Consider the following 17,232-nt stretch of genomic DNA (forward strand, 5'->3'; position numbering starts at 1 on the left):
AGGATCTATTGTGCTGGACAGAATTAAAGCCTGTTTTACCGAAAGTATTCAAACACAGATTGCGGCCGCAGAAGCGCTGCCAGATGCAATTTCACGCGCCGCACTCTCCATCGTGCAGTGTTTACTGAACGGCAATAAAGTGCTGTGCTGCGGCAATGGCACATCTGCAGCGAATGCCCAGCATTTTGCCGCCAGTATGATAAACCGCTTTGAAACGGAGCGCCCCAGTTTACCTGCTATTGCACTAAATGCTGATAATGTGGTCTTAACCGCCATAAGCAATGATCGTTCGCATGATGAAATATATGCCAAACAGGTTCGCGCTTTAGGCCATCATGGCGATGTTTTATTGGCGATTTCGACACGCGGCAACAGTAGAGACATCGTTAAAGCAGTGGAAGCAGCCGTCACCCGTGATATGTCAATTGTGGCATTAACCGGTTATGACGGTGGTGAACTTGCTGGTCTGCTGGGCCCGCAAGACGTCGAAATTCGTATTCCCTCTCACCGCAGCGCACGCATTCAGGAAATGCATATGCTGACGGTGAATTGCTTATGTGATCTGATCGATAACACATTATTTCCTCACCAGGACGACTAAGGAGTACTCATGAAGGCATTAACGCCGCTGGCAGTCCTTATTTCCGCACTACTGCTACAAGGCTGTGTTGGCGCTGTAGTCGTGGGAAGCGCAGCCGTCGCAACAAAAACCGCTACCGATCCGCGAACTGTAGGCACACAAGTGGATGATGGCACACTGGAATTACGTGCCAGTAATGCCTTAAGCAAAAATGAGCAATTGAAAAAAGATGCTCGGGTAAATGTAATGGCTTACCAGGGGAAACTATTGCTGACGGGCCAGGCCCCTACTCAAGCCTTGTCTGAAGAAGCGAAGAAAATTGCTATGGGCGTGGACGGTGTAACGGAAGTCTATAATGAAATCCGAATTATGCAGCCTATAAGCCTCGGCACGGTTTCCATGGATACATGGATAACCACCAAAGTTCGCTCGCAGTTGCTGGCAAGCGACACAGTGAAATCATCTAATGTGAAAGTAACTACTGAGAATGGTGAAGTCTTCCTGATGGGTCTGGTAACAGATACAGAAGCTAAAGCGGCTGCCGATATTGCCAGCCGGGTCAGTGGCGTCAAACATGTCACAACTGCGTTTACCCCCTTGAAATAATAAGCGCCACCACATTCTGGTATTTTGTACGCCTGGCTACGGCCTGAAAATAAAGCCCTGCACATGTGCAGGGCTTTATTGTTTTGAAAGTACCGGTTACTGACCAGAAACAGCTCAGAACATCAGTGCCAGGCCCCCCAGCACACTCCCGCAGACAATAACCATCAGCCCTGTCAGCCAGAGTGCTTTCGCAGGGAACGTTTTATGCAACATAACCAGTGATGGCACACTGACAGCAGGTAACGTTATCAACAACGCCATCGCCGGACCTGTTCCCATTCCAGCAGCCATCAGCGTTTGGATAATTGGAATTTCAGCCGCAGTAGGAATCACAAACAGGCACCCGGCAACGGCCATTGCCACAACCCAGAACAGGTTATTTTCAATAATGCCTTCAGTATGAGGGAACAACCAAACTCGAGCGGCCCCAAGAATAAATACGGCCAGGATATACACCGGAATGGTGCTCCAGAACAGCCACCATAATGCAGACGCCCAACGGCGCAAAAAACCACCAGTTTGTTGGTTGGGTAAGTTATCAAGCAACACATTTGCTTGAGCACGGGCACTGCGCATATCAGGCTCCTTAACCCAGCGCTGAACCAGCCATGCCACGCCCAGTACCGTTACCAACCCGGCAACAATACGTATCAGTGCGAATTGCCAGCCCAGCACAAACCCCATAAACACCAGCGTAGCGGGATTAAGCAGCGGATTACCCATCCAGAAAGCCAAAGCGCCCCCCATAGAGACTGACTGTCGTCTCATTCCTGCTGCTACTGGTGCCGCACAACAGGTACACATCATGCCGGGTAAGGCAAATAATGCCCCAAATAAGGTCCCCCCAAAACGTGTTTGCCCCATTGTTTTCAATAGCCAGTTGCGGGGAAGTAAAACCTGAATCAATGAACCCAGCAATACGCCCAGCACTGCCGCTTTCCACACTGCCAGAAAGTACACTACGGAGTAATCAATGGCTGACTGAAAGGGGTGTGTTTCAGGCTGAGCAATAATGGAGTGACCAATACTGTGGGTTTCAGCCGCAGTAAACGCTTTAAAATAATAGGGTTGCCATTTTACGTACCAAAGACCGACTGCCATTACCAAGAAAAACAGGACGGGCTTCCACCATGCAAAAGAAGACACCCGTTCAGCAGGCGCGGATTGCGTTGCCATAAAAACCTCAAAAGATATGTAGTGATTGAAAAGTCCCGCAACCTGCTATGCCAGGATACCAGGCCGGAACAATCTGTTTAAACTGTGTAGCGCTTTGCGTCCTGGCTGAGTTGAGCTGAATCCCTGACAACGACAGAAGGCTGGTTATCAGATAACGCGTTAAACATCAGAGCACGGGCAACATCGGTGGCGTTGATAGCCCGCAAGGAACCGGGCAGGCATTTAAAAAATGGCGCGCTCAGCGTTTCTGCCCAGCGTTTTTTAGGTCTTTCGCCAAGTAACATAGACGGACGGGTAATGACCAGCACTGGCCATGCCTGTTCAATCAACGCAAATTCTGCGAGACCTTTTGTTCGATTATAGAATATCCGTGAACGAGGGTTGGCCCCCATCGCACTCACCACCAGCATTTTTTCAGCCCCCAGGCGCAGCCCCGTTTTCCCGGTAAGTAATACCAGGTCATGGTCAACTGAGAAGAACGCCTCAGCGCTACCAGCATCATGGCGGGTGGTGCCAAGGCAACAAAATACCAGGTCGACAGGCGTAGATACCTGATTCAGAGCATCTGATAACTCAGGAGCGACAATGCAAGTCACTTTCGGGTGGCTGGGTAGTGAACGGCGTGAAGCAATGATGATATGAGAGATTTGTGGGTTGGCAACCAGTAGCTCAAGTAAATGGCTGCCAACTAAACCACTAGCCCCAGAGAGTAATACATTCACTGGTCAAGACCAGCCTGATGTGCGGCCTGAGGGTCACGGAACCAGAATAATTTCTTGCCAAACCCCAACGTGTTATCTGTGAATTTAAGTTCATCAACCAGAATTTCCCAAATCGGGGATTTGTGAACTCTGGCAATGGGGAAACGACGGTAATAAGGCTCGCGAAACGGGCCTGATTCAGCTTCATCAACCAGACGAATAGTGCCGCTGTATTGTAATCCACGAATCAGTGCAACTGTTTTTGTTTGACCATTCACGGTGCCCGCTACCGGGCTAATTTGGCCAATCATTTTACCATGACGGGAGTTTGGGTCACTCAGCAAATAAAATGCAACACGTTGTTGATCAAAATAAAAAAATGCATTAGCGCACCAGATACTGCTTTCATTTGAGACACAAAAGGTGACAACATTCTGCTTCTTCAGCCATCGGCTGATAACACTCAGGGATTCCATCACGACTCCTGTTTGTTTAACCTGCGACGTAACTCTGACGACCACGAACGGGTCGCCCAACTTTGTAGGATTTCGTGGTAAGGTAGCCTGATATTCCCTTATATCTTGTAATTATGTCTGACTGGTTCCTGTATCTTATTCACACGCAAAATAACCGCCTCTACACCGGCATAACAACGAATGTTGAGCGCCGTTTTAACCAACACCAACAAGGCAAAGGTGCAAAAGCGTTGCGTGGTGCCGGTGAGTTAACGCTGGTGTTCAGTTACCCGATAGGCGATAAATCACTGGCACTGCGTGCTGAATACCGGGTAAAACAATTTACCCGGGTTGAAAAAGAACGCCTGCTTACCGACAATACGCAACTGATTAGTCTGTTGGCGAGCCTGCAAACGCCCAAGGATTAAAATCTGTCAAAGTGTTCGTGATAATCGACCCGGCCAGAAACACCCGCCAGAGCATCTTCAGCCAGTGGATAAATCAAGAAAGCATTTTCGGTTTCAGGCCAACGACAGTAAAGGTCGAACTGTGCGGCTTTCTTAAAGCCCAGGTGTGAGTAAAACTCAGGATTACCGAGCACAACTGCGGCGGCGTAACCAAATTCATTCAAAGAGTCCAGCCCTTCGTAGACCAATTGTTTACCCAGCCCCTGGCCACGAAAAGGCGCATCAACTGCCAGTGGTGCCAAACCTACCCATTGCCGGTCTTCACCCGCAATATCCACAGGACTAAACGCGATATAGCCAACCACCTGGCCTTCGTCATCGGTTGCAACCAGCCCTAATGTGAGTAAACCGTCTTCACGCAGGGAGTGAACCAGTTGCGCTTCTGCATCACCTTCAAACGCACGGCGAAGCAGAGCATCAATGCCTGGAGCATCAATGGGGATTTCCACACGAATTAACATGTCTCACCTACTGAGGTCTGTTTAATTGCTGGTGCATTTTCAAGACCAGCTTCTACAAAGTCAGCGAGTTGAAGTAGAAGTACCCTCAACGGCTTAGGCATGGCATCCAGCTCTATCGCATCCATTAAGTTCTTAACATACAACCCAAGTTCCGTATCACCTTCAATCACCAGGCGACGCTGGAAAAAGAGAGTATCTGGATCCTGTTTACGTGCTGCGACCATCAACAGATCGTTAGCATCAGCAATAAAACTGACATCCGCTTCTGCTTGTTCACGAACCACCAGTTGATTCGCCTGCAACGAAGTAAACCACTGCAGCCCGATATCACGCACCTCAATACTCAGCCAGCGACCTTCCAGGAAGTCCAACTCGCCTTCTTCCAGCGCCTGACGAAACTGCCAGCTAAGTACTTGCTCCAGCACTTTACGTTTTAACGCAAACGGCGTCAGTTTTACCGGCTGGCGCAACAAAGCGGGACCAAGACGCACCAGATTTGTACGTAATTTTTCCAACACGGGCTTTCACTCCTTCACACAATATTACCGCTTATTCTGCCACATCAGGCTGGCGATATAGCGGCCCAAATCAACTATTACACAGGTTTCATTACTCGCGTCAGGAGCTATGAATACGACTTTAGCTGCCTTAAATCAAAATGTATCGTGTAAAGGTTAACTAGAATCGCACTTCATTAACAATTCTGGCTGTCCATTCACGGCCAGCCCGGTAACGTTCATGGTTACCAGACAACCCAGGAAACGCTATGGAGTTGCTTTGTCCAGCTGGGAATTTACCGGCTCTGAAGGCGGCCATCGAGAATGGTGCCGACGCGGTCTATATTGGCCTGAAAGATGATACTAATGCCCGCCATTTTGCCGGGTTAAACTTTACCGAAAAACGGTTACAAGAAGCGGTAGACTTTGTGCATCGCCATAAACGTAAGCTGCATATCGCTATCAATACCTTTGCGCATCCTGATGGATATGCCCGCTGGGAAAAAGCGATAGATATGGCGGCCCAACTAGGTGCAGACGCACTCATCCTGGCCGACCTGGCTATGCTGGATTATGCAGCACGCCGTTATCCTGACGTTGAACGTCATGTTTCTGTTCAGGCATCAGCCACCAATGAAGCAGCTATTCGCTTTTATCATAACAACTTTGCTGTTGGCCGCGTTGTTTTACCCCGTGTGTTATCTATTCATCAAGTAAAACAATTAGCTCGCGTCACCCCAGTTCCACTAGAAGTTTTCGCATTTGGCAGCCTGTGTATTATGGCTGAAGGGCGCTGCTACCTTTCCTCCTACCTGACAGGTGAATCGCCTAATACCGTAGGTGCATGCTCACCTGCGCGTTTTGTTCGCTGGCAACAAACACCACAAGGACTGGAATCTCGCCTGAATGACGTATTGATCGATCGCTATCAAGCAAACGAAAATGCAGGCTACCCAACGCTGTGCAAAGGGCGTTACCGAGTCGATGGCGATTTGTATCATGCGCTGGAAGAGCCAACCAGCCTCAACACTTTATCGCTCCTGCCTGAATTGATGTCTATGGGGATTGCTTCCGTCAAAATCGAAGGCCGTCAGCGCAGCCCAGCTTATGTTACCCAGGTAGCTAAAGTGTGGCGTCAGGCAATTGACCGTTGTATTGCAGCCCCCGAAAGCTTCGTGCCGCAGGATGCATGGATGCAGGCGCTGGGTGCAATGGCCGAAGGTACCCAAACCACATTAGGTGCTTATCACCGGAAATGGCAGTGACAGGAGCAAAGATGAAATATTCATTAGGGCCTGTGCTCTATTACTGGCCGAAAGAAACACTGGAAACGTTTTATACCGCAGCGCAGCAAAGTGAAGCGGATATTATTTATCTGGGCGAAGCCGTTTGCAGTAAACGTCGGGCGACAAAGCAAGGTGACTGGATGGCGCTGGCAAAAATGCTGGCAGGTAGCGGGAAGCAAGTGGTTTTATCCACGCTCGCTCTCGTTCAGGCTCCTTCTGAACTGGGCGAATTGAAGCGCTATGTCGATAACGGTGAGTTTCTGATTGAAGCCAATGATTTTGGTACAGTCAGCCTTGCGGCAGAACACAAACTGCCTTTTGTCGCCGGGCATGCACTCAACTGTTATAACGCCGTTACGCTGCGTATTTTACACAATCAGGGGATGATACGCTGGTGCATGCCAGTCGAACTCTCCCGTGACTGGCTAATTAAATTACTGGAACAGTGCGACACGTTGGGTATTCGTAATCAGTTCGAAGTGGAAGTGCTCAGCTATGGCCACCTGCCTCTGGCATATTCCGCACGCTGCTTTACTGCGCGCTCAGAAAACCGGGCAAAGGATGAGTGCGAGACATGCTGTATTAAATACCCTGTTGGCCGAAATATGCGTTCACAGGAAGACCAGCAAGTTTTCGTGCTCAATGGTATCCAAACCATGAGTGGTTATGTGTACAACCTTGGTAATGAATTATCCGGTATGCAAGGGCTGGTGGATATTGTCCGGTTGTCACCAATGGGACTGGGAACGCTGGATGTGCTCAAACACTTTCGCGCCAATGAGCAAGGTGAAAAACCACTGACACTGGAAAACCACCACGATTGCAATGGTTACTGGAAACGCCTCGCCGGTCTTAACCTCGAAGTCTGAAACAGCTCGCATTGTTAACGCGCATCAACAATCTTTAATGCAGTATTAAAATTGCATGAACGGGCAGATGGTAAAGTCATCTGCCCGACAGAAGCTATTTTTTTCTCAACGATGCGATAAAAGCGAGCGCTTATGTCTGATTACGCCAGTGTACCGTTTTCTGTTCTTGACCTTGCTCCTGTACCAGAAGGTGCTGAGGCAGACACAGCCTTTAGCCACTCCCTTGAGTTGGCAAAGCTTGCTGAGAAACTCGGCTACCACCGCTACTGGCTGGCAGAACACCACAATATGTCGGGTATAGCCAGCGCAGCAACATCCGTGCTTATTGGCTACCTGGCGGCAAATACCAGCACCCTTCATCTGGGCTCTGGCGGAATTATGTTGCCTAACCACTCTCCTCTGGTTATTGCAGAGCAGTTTGGTACGCTTGAAACGCTCTTTCCGGGGCGTATAGACCTGGGGTTAGGCAGAGCCCCTGGCAGCGACCATCGTACAATGGCAGCATTACGTCGTCATATGAATAGCGAACTGGATAGCTTCCCAGAAGATGTCAGTGAACTATTGAACTGGTTTGACGGTAATGATGGGGCTTCTGCTGTGCGACCAGTACCAGGCTATGGGTTACACATTCCTGTGTGGTTGTTAGGCTCCAGCCTGTATAGCGCACAACTGGCGGCAAAGCTTGGTCTACCGTTTGCCTTCGCATCGCATTTTGCTCCCGATATGCTGTTTCAGGCCCTGCAACTTTACCGCAGCCACTTCGTACCTTCAGCTCGCCTTGAGAAACCTTATGCTATGGTGTGTATTAATATTATTGCCGCCGACAGTAACCGTGACGCAGAATTTTTATTTACTTCGATGCAACAGGCATTTGTGAAATTACGCCGTGGCGAAACAGGGAAGCTACCCCAACCAATCCAAAATATTGCTAATTTCTGGAGCCCGGCAGAGCAATATGGTGTTCAGCAGGCACTGAGTATGTCTCTGGTTGGCGATAAAGCTAAAGTGCGCCATGGCCTGTTAAGTTTGCTGCGGGAAACTCAGGCCGATGAAATTATGGTTAATGGGCAAATCTTTGATAACCAGGCTCGTCTGCATTCCTTCGAACTGGCTATGGAAGTCAAAGCGTCTCTGGGATAATGGATTTACGCAGGGGTGCAACCCTGCGTCAGATTGATGAAAAAGAAGGAAAAAACGTGGTTTTTCCTTCTTTTTAGTTAGCGGGCGAAAATCAATGAATTGATTTTCCCAGTTTTTTATTGGGTGACATCTTCTCGTTCTGTGCGGACATAAGGTTTGTCATCAGACTCACGCAGGGGTACAACCCTGCGTTTTTGATTTATTGGTAGGCAGGTAACAAGTTAAAACTGGAAAGAATGTGGGCTACGGCATTCACAATGCCAAAACAGAGAACCAGAACAATGAGAGGGGTTCCTCCCCACACACGAAAGGATGCATCCGGGAAACGCTTGCGTGATTTTCGAGCCAATAACGCTGGTACTATTGCGGCCCAAACGGTTGCAGCCAGGCCAGCATAACCAATTGCATAAAGAAAACCATTTGGCCAGAATAACGCTCCGGCTATCGGGGGCATAAAAGTCAGCCCGGCAGTTTTCAGGCGCCCTAAAGCCGTATCATCGAAGCCAAACAGGTCAGCCAGGTAATCGAACAACCCCAGAGTTACACCAAGAAACGAACTTGCCACAGCAAAGTTAGAAAATGCCACTAATAGCAATCCCAAACTTTTACTGTTCAGAACGCTGCTCAATGCCTGAACCAGCGCATCAATATTGCCACCTTTAGCAGCGATATCGATAAAGTCATGGCGAGCAATATTCCCCATGGTTCCTAACAACCATATAGCGTACAAACCAAGCGCAATAAGGGTTCCCCCCACAATGCAACGCACAATAGCCGCCGGGTTTTTCCCATAATACTTTACAAGGCTGGGGACATTGCCGTGATAGCCAAATGAAGCCAGGCAGAATGGCAGGGTCATCAATAAATACGGCGCATAATGTGGGTTGCTGTCTGTGGTGTTAAGCAATATTGCTGGCTGGACATGCCCCAGCAGTGTGCCAAAAGTGAGAAAGAACGTAATCACTTTTGCTCCCAATACAATGGCAGTTACCCGGTTCACCGCTTTTGTGCTCAGCCAGACAATAAAAGCGATTAACAGTGCAAACCCGGTTCCAGCAAATCTTGCTGAGACATTCATGGAAAAAGAAGAAAAAGTATGCTGCAGAATTGAACCGCTTGCGGAAATATATGCATAGGTCAGGATATACAAGACAAACGCAATAGACAGCCCATTGAGTAAATTCCACTTTTTCCCCAGCAAGTCTCGCGTCAGGGTATCGAAGCTAGCTCCCGGGCGATAATTGAGGTTTGCTTCAAGGATCATTAACCCAGAATGCAACATACAGAACCAGGTAAAGGCCAGCCCCGCCAGAGACCAAAAAAACCAGGCACCAGACATCACAACGGGCAGAGAAAACATACCAGCACCAATAATAGTGCCGGCTATAAGCATCACGCCTCCCCAAACTGATACAGAGGCGGAAGATGATGTTGTGAGTGTTGCCATACAAGCTCCATTGAACCCATTTTTCGGGCCAGTAATCATATGGAACATTGTACCAGTACATGAGTACACCCTAAAATAACTGAGCCTGAAATAGCCCAAAAGCAGTGTTGTGTAAAGCGTAAAATATAGTTTACAGCTAATTGTGCCACTAAAGCAGGTACAGAAAGAAAGGAGTCGAACAGAAGAAAAAAGCCCCGCTTACGCAGGGCTTGAATAGCAGTTGTTACACTAAATTATGCTTCACTGAAGCGGCGGCGACCTGTTGAATCATCACGGTCACGGCGCGGTGCACGGCTGTCGCGGTTATCACGACGTTCACCATTAAACTGACGACCACCACCTTCGCGGCGTTCACCACCACCGAAACGACGGCCTTCACCACGACCACCTTCACGGCGTTCGCCACCGAAGCTACGTCCACCACCACGACGTTCACCGCGCGGCTGTGCGTCACCCAGTAACTGCATATTCATCGGTTTGTTGAGAATACGTGTACGGGTGAAGTGCTGTAACACTTCGCCAGGCATACCTTTTGGCAGCTCGATAGTGGAATGTGTACCAAACAGTTTAATGTTACCGATGTAACGGCTGCTGATATCACCTTCGTTTGCGATTGCACCAACGATATGGCGAACTTCAACACCATCGTCACGACCCACTTCGATACGGTAGAGTTCCATTTCACCTGCATCGCGGCGTTCACGACGCGGACGATCACCACGCTCAGCACGGTCACCGCGCTCGCCACGGCGATCACCACGATCGTCACGGTCACGGAATTCACGGCGCGGACGGCGTTCAATAACCGGATCCGGCGGCAGAATCAGCGGACGTTCACCCTGAGCCATTTTCAGCAATGCTGCAGCCAGTGTTTCCATATCAGCTTCTTCACCCGGCTGCAGTTTGCTTAACAGCGCACGGTACAGATCAAGATCACTGCTTTCCAGTTGTTGCTGAACGCTTGCAGAGAATTTAGCCAGACGGCGTTCGCCCAGTAACTCAGCATTCGGCAATTCCACTTCTGGAATGGTCAGCTTCATCGTACGTTCAATGTTACGCAGCAGACGGCGTTCACGGTTATCAACGAACAACAAAGCACGGCCAGCTCGACCAGCACGGCCAGTACGGCCGATACGGTGAACGTAAGATTCAGCATCCATTGGGATGTCGTAGTTAACGACCAGGCTGATACGCTCAACATCCAGACCACGTGCAGCAACATCGGTTGCAATCAGAATGTCCAAACGACCATCTTTCAGGCGCTCCAGTGTTTGTTCACGCAGAGCCTGGTTCATATCACCATTCAGTGCTGCACTGTTGTAACCATTACGTTCCAGAGCTTCAGCCACTTCAAGAGTCGCATTTTTGGTACGTACGAAAATAATCGCCGCATCAAAGTCTTCAGCTTCAAGGAAACGAACCAGTGCTTCGTTTTTACGCATGCCATATACAGTCCAGTAGCTCTGGCTGATATCAGGACGCGTGTTGATGCTGGTCTGGATCCGCACTTCCTGCGGGTCTTGCATAAAGCGACGCGTAATACGGCGAATCGCTTCCGGCATAGTTGCAGAAAACAGCGCGGTCTGATGACCTGCAGGAATTTCTGCCATGATGGTTTCAACATCTTCGATGAAACCCATGCGCAGCATTTCATCTGCTTCATCCAGAACCAGACCTTTCAGTTGAGAAAGATCAAGGGTACCACGTTTCAGGTGGTCCAGCAGACGGCCTGGGGTACCAACAACGATTTGCGGTCCCTGGCGCAAAGCGCGCAGCTGTACGTCATAACGCTGGCCGCCGTAAAGGGCCAGAACGTTTACGCCACGCATATGTTTAGAAAAGTCATTACATGCTTCTGCAACCTGAACGGCCAACTCGCGGGTTGGAGCCAGAACCAGGATCTGCGGAGCACGCAACTCAGGATCAATATTGTTCAGTAACGGCAGCGAAAACGCTGCGGTTTTGCCACTCCCGGTTTGGGCCATCCCCAACACATCACGCCCTTCCAATAAGTGCGGAATGCAAGCAGACTGAATCGGCGAAGGTTTTTCATAACCCAGGTCGCTCAGTGCTTCAAGGATAGGGGCTTTCAGGCCCAGTTCGGAAAAGGTGGTTTCAATATCAGCCATGTAGTACAAGTGCCTCAGTGTCAATGGCGGCCAGTCTACATAACTCATCGTGAAAACGATCTGCAATTTTCATTGAAAAGTGTGAACCGGCTCAAATTTGTTGAATTGACGAACAAAACAGCCCTCACCCCGGAAGGTGAAGACTCGATAAAAAGGGCTGAAAAAATTCGTCAGCTATTGCTGGTCCGATTCTGCCAGGTCATCTTGCTCCTGGCCCAAGAGCGATAATTCCAACAATGCATAGCGATGCTCGACAAAGTTATGAACGTTGTTAGCAAGCGCTAATTTGAACAATGCCTCAGCACTGTCCTTATCCCCCAGACTTAGGTAATGCTTACCTAAATAGAAGTTGGTTTCACTGAGATGCTCAGCGAGCGAGGTGTTATCCGTTGCATCTGCCTTGAGTCTTTCCATCAGTGTGCTTTCACTGATATCACCAAGGTAGAATTCGACAATATTCCATCCCCATTGTTCTCTATCCGATTTATTGAAGCGTTGTCTTAACGCGTCTTTTGCCTGCTGTTCGTTTAACTTGCTTTCGTCAAGGTAAAGCCACAGGCTACGGAAAGGATCGTTAGGATCGTCATGATAAAACGCCAGCAGATCATCTTGCGCTAACCGGTACCTACCGCCGTAATACAGCGCGATACCTCGGTTTAAATACGCATAGTTGTAAGTTGGATCAAGCTCAAGTACAGAATCAAACGCTTCATAAGCGGCATCAAAATTGCCCGCCTGCGTTAAATAAATCCCGAGATAATTAAAAACCTCAGGCATATCAGGCCTGATTGCCAGCGCTTGTGAAAAATCATTCCGCGCTAAGGCCCTCAGACCGAGACTATCATACAACACTCCGCGCTCATATAAAAGCTGTGCGCGTTCATCCTCGGTTAAAGCCCGACTGGCAAGAATTTGTTCCATCCTCGCCAGGATAACTTCCTGTTGCAGTGTTGGCTGTAAAGGAACAGCAAGCACTTCATCCTTACGCCAGGCAGAGTTGCTGCATCCCGCCAGCGTCAGAGCTGTCGCAACGAAACACCAGCGCAAAAAAGGCTTCATTTCCTACTCCCGAAGACAACAAATGGATGAACGTCCTGTTACCCGGCTGTATAACATGGCTTCCTGCCCTGAATGAAACAGCTCTTCATGTCACCATGAAGAGCCAACTCCGCATTCCAGATACTGTTTTTTTGTTGCCCGCCAGTGCGGCACTAGCTGGCAACACGTTTCAGACGGTATCGGGTATTAATATGCCATAGAGCGAGATTACTCAGCCTGAGTATCAACTGCTGCATCTGGAGCTGATTTTTCTTCCTGCTCCTGTGCTTTTGGCTGCTCAACAGCTTCTTTCATGCTCAGACGTACACGGCCCTGGCGGTCAACTTCCAGTACTTTAACCGGAACTTCCTGGCCCATATGCAGATAGTCTGTCACTTTTTCTACACGCTTGTCGGCAATCTGAGAAATATGCACCAGACCTTCTTTACCACCGCCAATCGCTACAAACGCACCGAAATCAACGATACGCGTAACTTTACCATTATAGATGCGACCAACTTCAATCTCAGCAGTAATTTCTTCGATGCGACGAATAGCATGTTTTGCTTTATCGCCATCAGTTGCTGCGATTTTCACAGTACCGTCATCTTCAATTTCAATGGTTGTACCGGTTTCTTCGGTCAGAGCACGGATTACAGAACCACCTTTACCGATAACGTCTTTGATCTTATCAGGGTTGATCTTAATCGTATGGATACGCGGTGCAAATTCAGAAATGTCACCACGCGGTGCATTGATTGCCTGTTCCATCACACCCAGAATGTGCAGACGTGCACCTTTAGCCTGGTTCAAAGCAACCTGCATGATTTCGCGAGTGATACCCTCGATTTTGATATCCATCTGCAAAGCAGTGATACCTTCACGTGAACCCGCTACTTTAAAGTCCATATCGCCAAGATGATCTTCATCGCCCAGAATATCAGAAAGGACAACAAAGTTATCGCCTTCTTTAACCAGGCCCATTGCGATACCCGCAACGGCAGCTTTCACCGGCACACCCGCATCCATCAGTGCTAAAGACGCACCGCAGACAGAAGCCATGGAAGAAGAACCATTGGACTCAGTGATTTCAGAAACAACACGCACAGTGTATGGGAAACGATCTGCAGCTGGCATAACAGCCGCCACACCACGTTTAGCCAGACGGCCATGACCAATTTCACGGCGTTTTGGCGAACCCACCATCCCGGTTTCACCCACAGAGTATGGAGGGAAGTTATAGTGGAACAGGAAGCGATCAGTACGCTCGCCCATCAATTCATCGATGTTTTGCGCGTCACGCTCGGTCCCTAAGGTTGCAGTAACCAGAGCCTGAGTTTCGCCGCGGGTAAACAGTGCTGAACCGTGAGTACGCGGCAGAACGCCTGTGCGCACATCCAGGCCACGAATCATGTCTTTTTCACGGCCATCAATGCGCGGTTCCCCAGCCAGTACGCGGCTACGGACAATTGTTTTTTCCAGCGCATGCAGAATTTCACCCAGTTCGTTTTCGTCCAGGGCTTCATCTTCTGCCAACAGAGCAGCAATGACTTCAGATTTAATGACATCAACCTGAGCATAACGCTCTTGTTTGTCAGTAATGCGGTATGCATCGCTCAGACGCGTTTCAGCAAGAGCAGCAACACGCGCATTCAATGCTTCGTTAACTGCTTCTGGCTGCCAATCCCAACGCGGTTTGCCCGCTTCAGCAACCAGCGCTTTGATATTTTCGATAACAACCTGTTGTTGGTCGTGACCAAATACCACAGCACCCAGCATTTGGTCTTCACTCAGAAGTTCAGCTTCAGATTCAACCATCAGCACGGCGTTATCAGTACCCGCAACTACTAAATCCAGTTGGCTGTTTTTCAGCTCATCGGCTGTTGGGTTCAGAACATATTGATCATTGATATAACCAACGCGCGCAGCACCAATTGGGCCATTGAATGGAATACCAGACAGAGACAGAGCGGCAGAAGCACCAATCATAGCAACGATATCAGGGTGAACCTGTGGGTTAACAGACACAACCGTTGCAATAACCTGGACTTCGTTAACAAAACCTTCCGGGAACAGCGGACGAACCGGGCGGTCAATCAGACGCGCGATCAGCGTTTCGCCTTCACTTGGGCGGCCTTCACGGCGGAAAAAACCGCCAGGGATACGGCCAGCTGCGTAAGTACGTTCCTGGTAGTTTACTGTAAGAGGGAAGAAATCCTGGCCGGGTTTCGCTTTTTTAGCACCAACAACGGTAACGAAAACGGCGGTGTCATCCATGCTGACCATCACGGCCGCAGTTGCCTGGCGAGCCATCATGCCGGTTTCGATAGTGACGGTATGTTGACCATACTGGAATTGACGAATGATCGGATTAAGCAAAATAGTATCCTTTCTTTAGACGAGTGACAGCACAACAAAGTGCTGTTGTGATTACCAGCCTTTATGCTCCCTCGCGACTAATGAAAACACAGAAAAATTTTATGTGTTTTCATTAGCCGCGCGAACCTCAGCAATAAAGACTATTAAAAGCAACAATACATTACTTTCTGGTTAATTGCTGCTTTTGAGTTGAAAAAAGGGGCCTCCAGAGGCCCCTTTTTCAGAAACTCGCAAATATTAGCGACGCAGACCCAGACGTTCGATCAGGGAAGAATAGCGTGCAACATCTTTACGTTTCAGGTAGTCAAGCAGCTTACGACGCTGAGAAACCATGCGCAGCAGACCACGACGGCTGTGGTGATCTTTTTTGTGCTCTGCAAAGTGACCTTGCAGGTGGTTGATCTGTGCAGTCAGCAGGGCAACCTGAACTTCAGTTGAACCGCTGTCGTTAGCACCACGACCGAACTCAGAAACGATTTTAGCTTTAGCTTCAACACTTAGAGACATTTTGAACTCCAGTAATTAAATAAGAAAACAGGGCGCCAATCTCTAATTCAGCAGCCCCAGAGCCGCGCTATTCTACCTGCGCGGACGGGTTATCGCAAGGTAAGACTAAGCTGGATAATGAACAACCAAACGACGCGGAGCAACACGGCCTTCGTCGTCAATTTCACCCATACCAATAAACTCACCTTCTTCACCTTCTGTTACACGAACCAAACCATCAGAAGGTACACCAGCAACCCTAACGGGTTGCCCTTGTTTGAAATATGCGGCTACAGCTGACTGCAGATTCACTTGAGGGAAATCAGCTGCCGGGCTGTCCATTGGCATCAGTAAAGGATCCAGTACTACCTCGATACCGATACCCTCTTCCTGCGCTTGCGTAACCAATGTATTCAAGTGCTCAAGGGTCACCATGCGTTCTACCGGATATTTACTCACAGCTAAACGACGCAAAAAGGTTACATGAGCACCACAACCCAGTTTTTCCCCCAGGTCATCAATGATGGTGCGAATGTAAGTACCTTTGGAGCAATGAACTTCCAGTTCCAGCTCGTTTCCTTCGTGGCGAATAAACAGCAACTCATACACAGTAATTGCACGCGCTTCCCGAGGAACTTCAATTCCCTGGCGAGCGTACTCATACAAAGGCCGCCCTTGGTACTTGAGCGCAGAAAACATAGATGGCACTTGCTGCGTTTCGCCTCGAAAACTATCTAAAGCCCGAGCAAGATCAGCTTCGCTGAAGGTAACCGCGCGTTCCTGAACAACAGTTCCATCCGCATCGGATGTATCGGTACGTTGCCCCAGGCGGGCAATAACACGGTATCGTTTATCTGAATCCAGCAGGTAACGGGAAAACTTGGTTGCTTCACCCAGGCAAATAGGCAGCATACCGGTTGCCAGTGGGTCGAGAGCCCCGGTATGCCCAGCCCGATTAGCATTAAAGAGGCGTTTTACTTTTTGCAGTGCATCATTTGATGACAGGCCAAGTGGTTTATCCAACAATAAAACGCCATGGACATCGCGCCCACGCCGACGAGGACGACTCATCAATCCTCCTTGTTGCTGTCATCCGTTTCCGAATGGGAACGGCGCTCTTCATCCTGTTTAACCACACTGCTGACCAGATTTGACATCCGCATCCCTTCAACCAGAGAGTTGTCGTAGATGAATGTCAGTTCAGGAACAATGCGCAAACGCATTGCTTTACCAAGCAACATGCGAATATAACCAGATGCATCCTGTAGAGCTTTAACACCAGCTTTTACTGCACCTTCATCCTGATCATTCAGGAAGGTGACGTAAACTTTTGCATAAGCTAAATCACGGGACACTTCAACACCTGAGACTGTCGTCATCAGACCTACGCGCGGATCTTTAATTTCACGCTGCAGAATGATAGCGATTTCTTTCTGCATTTCCTGTGATACACGCTGTGGGCGACCAAACTCTTTCGCCATAATAGTTTCTCCAGACAAATCAGGGGGGCACCAG

General features: G+C 49.1%; 19 protein-coding genes. 6 read left to right on the forward strand and 13 right to left on the reverse strand.

Annotation, left to right across the window (positions count from 1 at the left end; genetic code table 11):
• Positions 1–10: 10 nt before the first annotated feature.
• Positions 11–601, forward strand: a complete 591-nt coding sequence (diaA, locus tag LC084_RS13400; RefSeq protein ID WP_226571806.1) for a DnaA initiator-associating protein DiaA — start codon at positions 11–13, stop codon at positions 599–601.
• 9 nt (positions 602–610) lie between these two features.
• Complete coding sequence (dolP, locus tag LC084_RS13405; protein ID WP_226571693.1) at positions 611–1,186, forward strand: division/outer membrane stress-associated lipid-binding lipoprotein; 576 nt, start codon at positions 611–613, stop codon at positions 1,184–1,186.
• 114 nt (positions 1,187–1,300) lie between these two features.
• Here the strand turns inward: dolP and LC084_RS13410 are convergent, their stop codons facing one another.
• From LC084_RS13410 to LC084_RS13420, 3 genes are all read right to left on the reverse strand, one after another.
• The gene (locus LC084_RS13410) at positions 1,301–2,362 is read right to left on the reverse strand and encodes a permease (protein WP_226571694.1); all 1,062 of its coding nucleotides are present in this window, start codon (positions 2,360–2,362) and stop codon (positions 1,301–1,303) included.
• 77 nt (positions 2,363–2,439) lie between these two features.
• Entirely contained in the window at positions 2,440–3,084 is a 645-nt protein-coding gene (locus tag LC084_RS13415; RefSeq protein ID WP_226571695.1) for a Rossmann-fold NAD(P)-binding domain-containing protein, read from the reverse strand.
• The gene (locus tag LC084_RS13420; RefSeq protein WP_226571696.1) at positions 3,081–3,539 is read right to left on the reverse strand and encodes a YhbP family protein; all 459 of its coding nucleotides are present in this window, start codon (positions 3,537–3,539) and stop codon (positions 3,081–3,083) included. The genes LC084_RS13415 and LC084_RS13420 overlap by 4 nt, the downstream gene beginning before the upstream one ends.
• A 113-nt stretch (positions 3,540–3,652) precedes the next feature.
• Between LC084_RS13420 and LC084_RS13425 the strand changes: the two genes are divergently transcribed.
• Positions 3,653–3,946 carry a GIY-YIG nuclease family protein gene (locus tag LC084_RS13425; protein WP_226571697.1) on the forward strand — a complete coding sequence of 98 codons (294 nt, stop codon included), beginning with the start codon at positions 3,653–3,655 and terminating at the stop codon, positions 3,944–3,946.
• Here LC084_RS13425 and LC084_RS13430 read toward each other — a convergent pair.
• Together LC084_RS13430 and ubiT are read right to left on the reverse strand one after the other, a co-directional pair.
• The gene (locus tag LC084_RS13430; protein WP_226571698.1) at positions 3,943–4,446 is read right to left on the reverse strand and encodes a GNAT family N-acetyltransferase; all 504 of its coding nucleotides are present in this window, start codon (positions 4,444–4,446) and stop codon (positions 3,943–3,945) included. The two genes, LC084_RS13425 and LC084_RS13430, sit on opposite strands and share 4 nt — an antisense overlap.
• Complete coding sequence (gene ubiT / locus LC084_RS13435) at positions 4,440–4,964, reverse strand: ubiquinone anaerobic biosynthesis accessory factor UbiT (protein WP_226571699.1); 525 nt, start codon at positions 4,962–4,964, stop codon at positions 4,440–4,442. The genes LC084_RS13430 and ubiT overlap by 7 nt, the downstream gene beginning before the upstream one ends.
• A gap of 248 nt (positions 4,965–5,212) precedes the next feature.
• Between ubiT and ubiU the strand changes: the two genes are divergently transcribed.
• The 3 genes from ubiU (at position 5,213) to LC084_RS13450 (ending at position 8,238) form a co-directional block, all read left to right on the forward strand.
• A complete protein-coding gene (ubiU, locus tag LC084_RS13440; protein WP_226571700.1) occupies positions 5,213–6,208 on the forward strand; it encodes a ubiquinone anaerobic biosynthesis protein UbiU in 996 nt (331 codons plus the stop codon).
• An 11-nt stretch (positions 6,209–6,219) separates the two neighbouring features.
• Positions 6,220–7,098, forward strand: coding sequence for a U32 family peptidase (locus LC084_RS13445; protein WP_226571701.1), 879 nt, complete (start codon positions 6,220–6,222; stop codon positions 7,096–7,098).
• A gap of 132 nt (positions 7,099–7,230) precedes the next feature.
• Complete coding sequence (locus LC084_RS13450; protein WP_226571702.1) at positions 7,231–8,238, forward strand: luciferase-like monooxygenase; 1,008 nt, start codon at positions 7,231–7,233, stop codon at positions 8,236–8,238.
• A 199-nt stretch (positions 8,239–8,437) separates the two neighbouring features.
• Here the strand turns inward: LC084_RS13450 and mtr are convergent, their stop codons facing one another.
• From mtr to rbfA, 8 genes are all read right to left on the reverse strand, one after another.
• Positions 8,438–9,685, reverse strand: coding sequence for a tryptophan permease (gene mtr / locus LC084_RS13455; RefSeq protein ID WP_226571703.1), 1,248 nt, complete (start codon positions 9,683–9,685; stop codon positions 8,438–8,440).
• Between the two features lie 233 nt (positions 9,686–9,918).
• A complete protein-coding gene (locus tag LC084_RS13460; RefSeq protein WP_226571704.1) occupies positions 9,919–11,814 on the reverse strand; it encodes a DEAD/DEAH family ATP-dependent RNA helicase in 1,896 nt (631 codons plus the stop codon).
• Entirely contained in the window at positions 11,807–11,887 is an 81-nt protein-coding gene (yrbN, locus tag LC084_RS13465) for a protein YrbN (RefSeq protein WP_110027122.1), read from the reverse strand. The genes LC084_RS13460 and yrbN overlap by 8 nt, the downstream gene beginning before the upstream one ends.
• A 101-nt stretch (positions 11,888–11,988) precedes the next feature.
• A complete protein-coding gene (gene nlpI, locus LC084_RS13470; protein WP_226571705.1) occupies positions 11,989–12,873 on the reverse strand; it encodes a lipoprotein NlpI in 885 nt (294 codons plus the stop codon).
• A 207-nt stretch (positions 12,874–13,080) separates the two neighbouring features.
• Entirely contained in the window at positions 13,081–15,231 is a 2,151-nt protein-coding gene (gene pnp, locus LC084_RS13475; RefSeq protein ID WP_226571706.1) for a polyribonucleotide nucleotidyltransferase, read from the reverse strand.
• A gap of 237 nt (positions 15,232–15,468) precedes the next feature.
• Positions 15,469–15,738 carry a 30S ribosomal protein S15 gene (gene rpsO / locus LC084_RS13480; RefSeq protein ID WP_064600585.1) on the reverse strand — a complete coding sequence of 90 codons (270 nt, stop codon included), beginning with the start codon at positions 15,736–15,738 and terminating at the stop codon, positions 15,469–15,471.
• 105 nt (positions 15,739–15,843) lie between these two features.
• Positions 15,844–16,788, reverse strand: coding sequence for a tRNA pseudouridine(55) synthase TruB (gene truB / locus LC084_RS13485; protein WP_226571707.1), 945 nt, complete (start codon positions 16,786–16,788; stop codon positions 15,844–15,846).
• Complete coding sequence (gene rbfA, locus LC084_RS13490) at positions 16,788–17,198, reverse strand: 30S ribosome-binding factor RbfA (RefSeq protein WP_226571708.1); 411 nt, start codon at positions 17,196–17,198, stop codon at positions 16,788–16,790. Before rbfA ends, truB begins: the two co-directional genes overlap by 1 nt.
• Positions 17,199–17,232 lie beyond the last annotated feature (34 nt).

Source organism: Mangrovibacter yixingensis (genome assembly GCF_020523985.1).
Lineage (GTDB): Bacteria > Pseudomonadota > Gammaproteobacteria > Enterobacterales > Enterobacteriaceae > Mangrovibacter > Mangrovibacter yixingensis.

Coding starts and splice junctions, on each gene's coding strand:
- dolP (WP_226571693.1), top strand. CDS start 611: ATGAAGGCATTAACGCCGCTGGCAGTCCTTATTTCCGCACTACTGCTA.
- LC084_RS13410 (WP_226571694.1), bottom strand. CDS start 2,362: ATGGCAACGCAATCCGCGCCTGCTGAACGGGTGTCTTCTTTTGCATGG.
- LC084_RS13420 (WP_226571696.1), bottom strand. CDS start 3,539: ATGGAATCCCTGAGTGTTATCAGCCGATGGCTGAAGAAGCAGAATGTT.
- LC084_RS13425 (WP_226571697.1), top strand. CDS start 3,653: ATGTCTGACTGGTTCCTGTATCTTATTCACACGCAAAATAACCGCCTC.
- LC084_RS13430 (WP_226571698.1), bottom strand. CDS start 4,446: ATGTTAATTCGTGTGGAAATCCCCATTGATGCTCCAGGCATTGATGCT.
- ubiU (WP_226571700.1), top strand. CDS start 5,213: ATGGAGTTGCTTTGTCCAGCTGGGAATTTACCGGCTCTGAAGGCGGCC.
- LC084_RS13445 (WP_226571701.1), top strand. CDS start 6,220: ATGAAATATTCATTAGGGCCTGTGCTCTATTACTGGCCGAAAGAAACA.
- LC084_RS13450 (WP_226571702.1), top strand. CDS start 7,231: ATGTCTGATTACGCCAGTGTACCGTTTTCTGTTCTTGACCTTGCTCCT.
- mtr (WP_226571703.1), bottom strand. CDS start 9,685: ATGGCAACACTCACAACATCATCTTCCGCCTCTGTATCAGTTTGGGGA.
- LC084_RS13460 (WP_226571704.1), bottom strand. CDS start 11,814: ATGGCTGATATTGAAACCACCTTTTCCGAACTGGGCCTGAAAGCCCCT.
- yrbN (WP_110027122.1), bottom strand. CDS start 11,887: ATGAAAATTGCAGATCGTTTTCACGATGAGTTATGTAGACTGGCCGCC.
- nlpI (WP_226571705.1), bottom strand. CDS start 12,873: ATGAAGCCTTTTTTGCGCTGGTGTTTCGTTGCGACAGCTCTGACGCTG.
- rpsO (WP_064600585.1), bottom strand. CDS start 15,738: ATGTCTCTAAGTGTTGAAGCTAAAGCTAAAATCGTTTCTGAGTTCGGT.
- truB (WP_226571707.1), bottom strand. CDS start 16,788: ATGAGTCGTCCTCGTCGGCGTGGGCGCGATGTCCATGGCGTTTTATTG.
- rbfA (WP_226571708.1), bottom strand. CDS start 17,198: ATGGCGAAAGAGTTTGGTCGCCCACAGCGTGTATCACAGGAAATGCAG.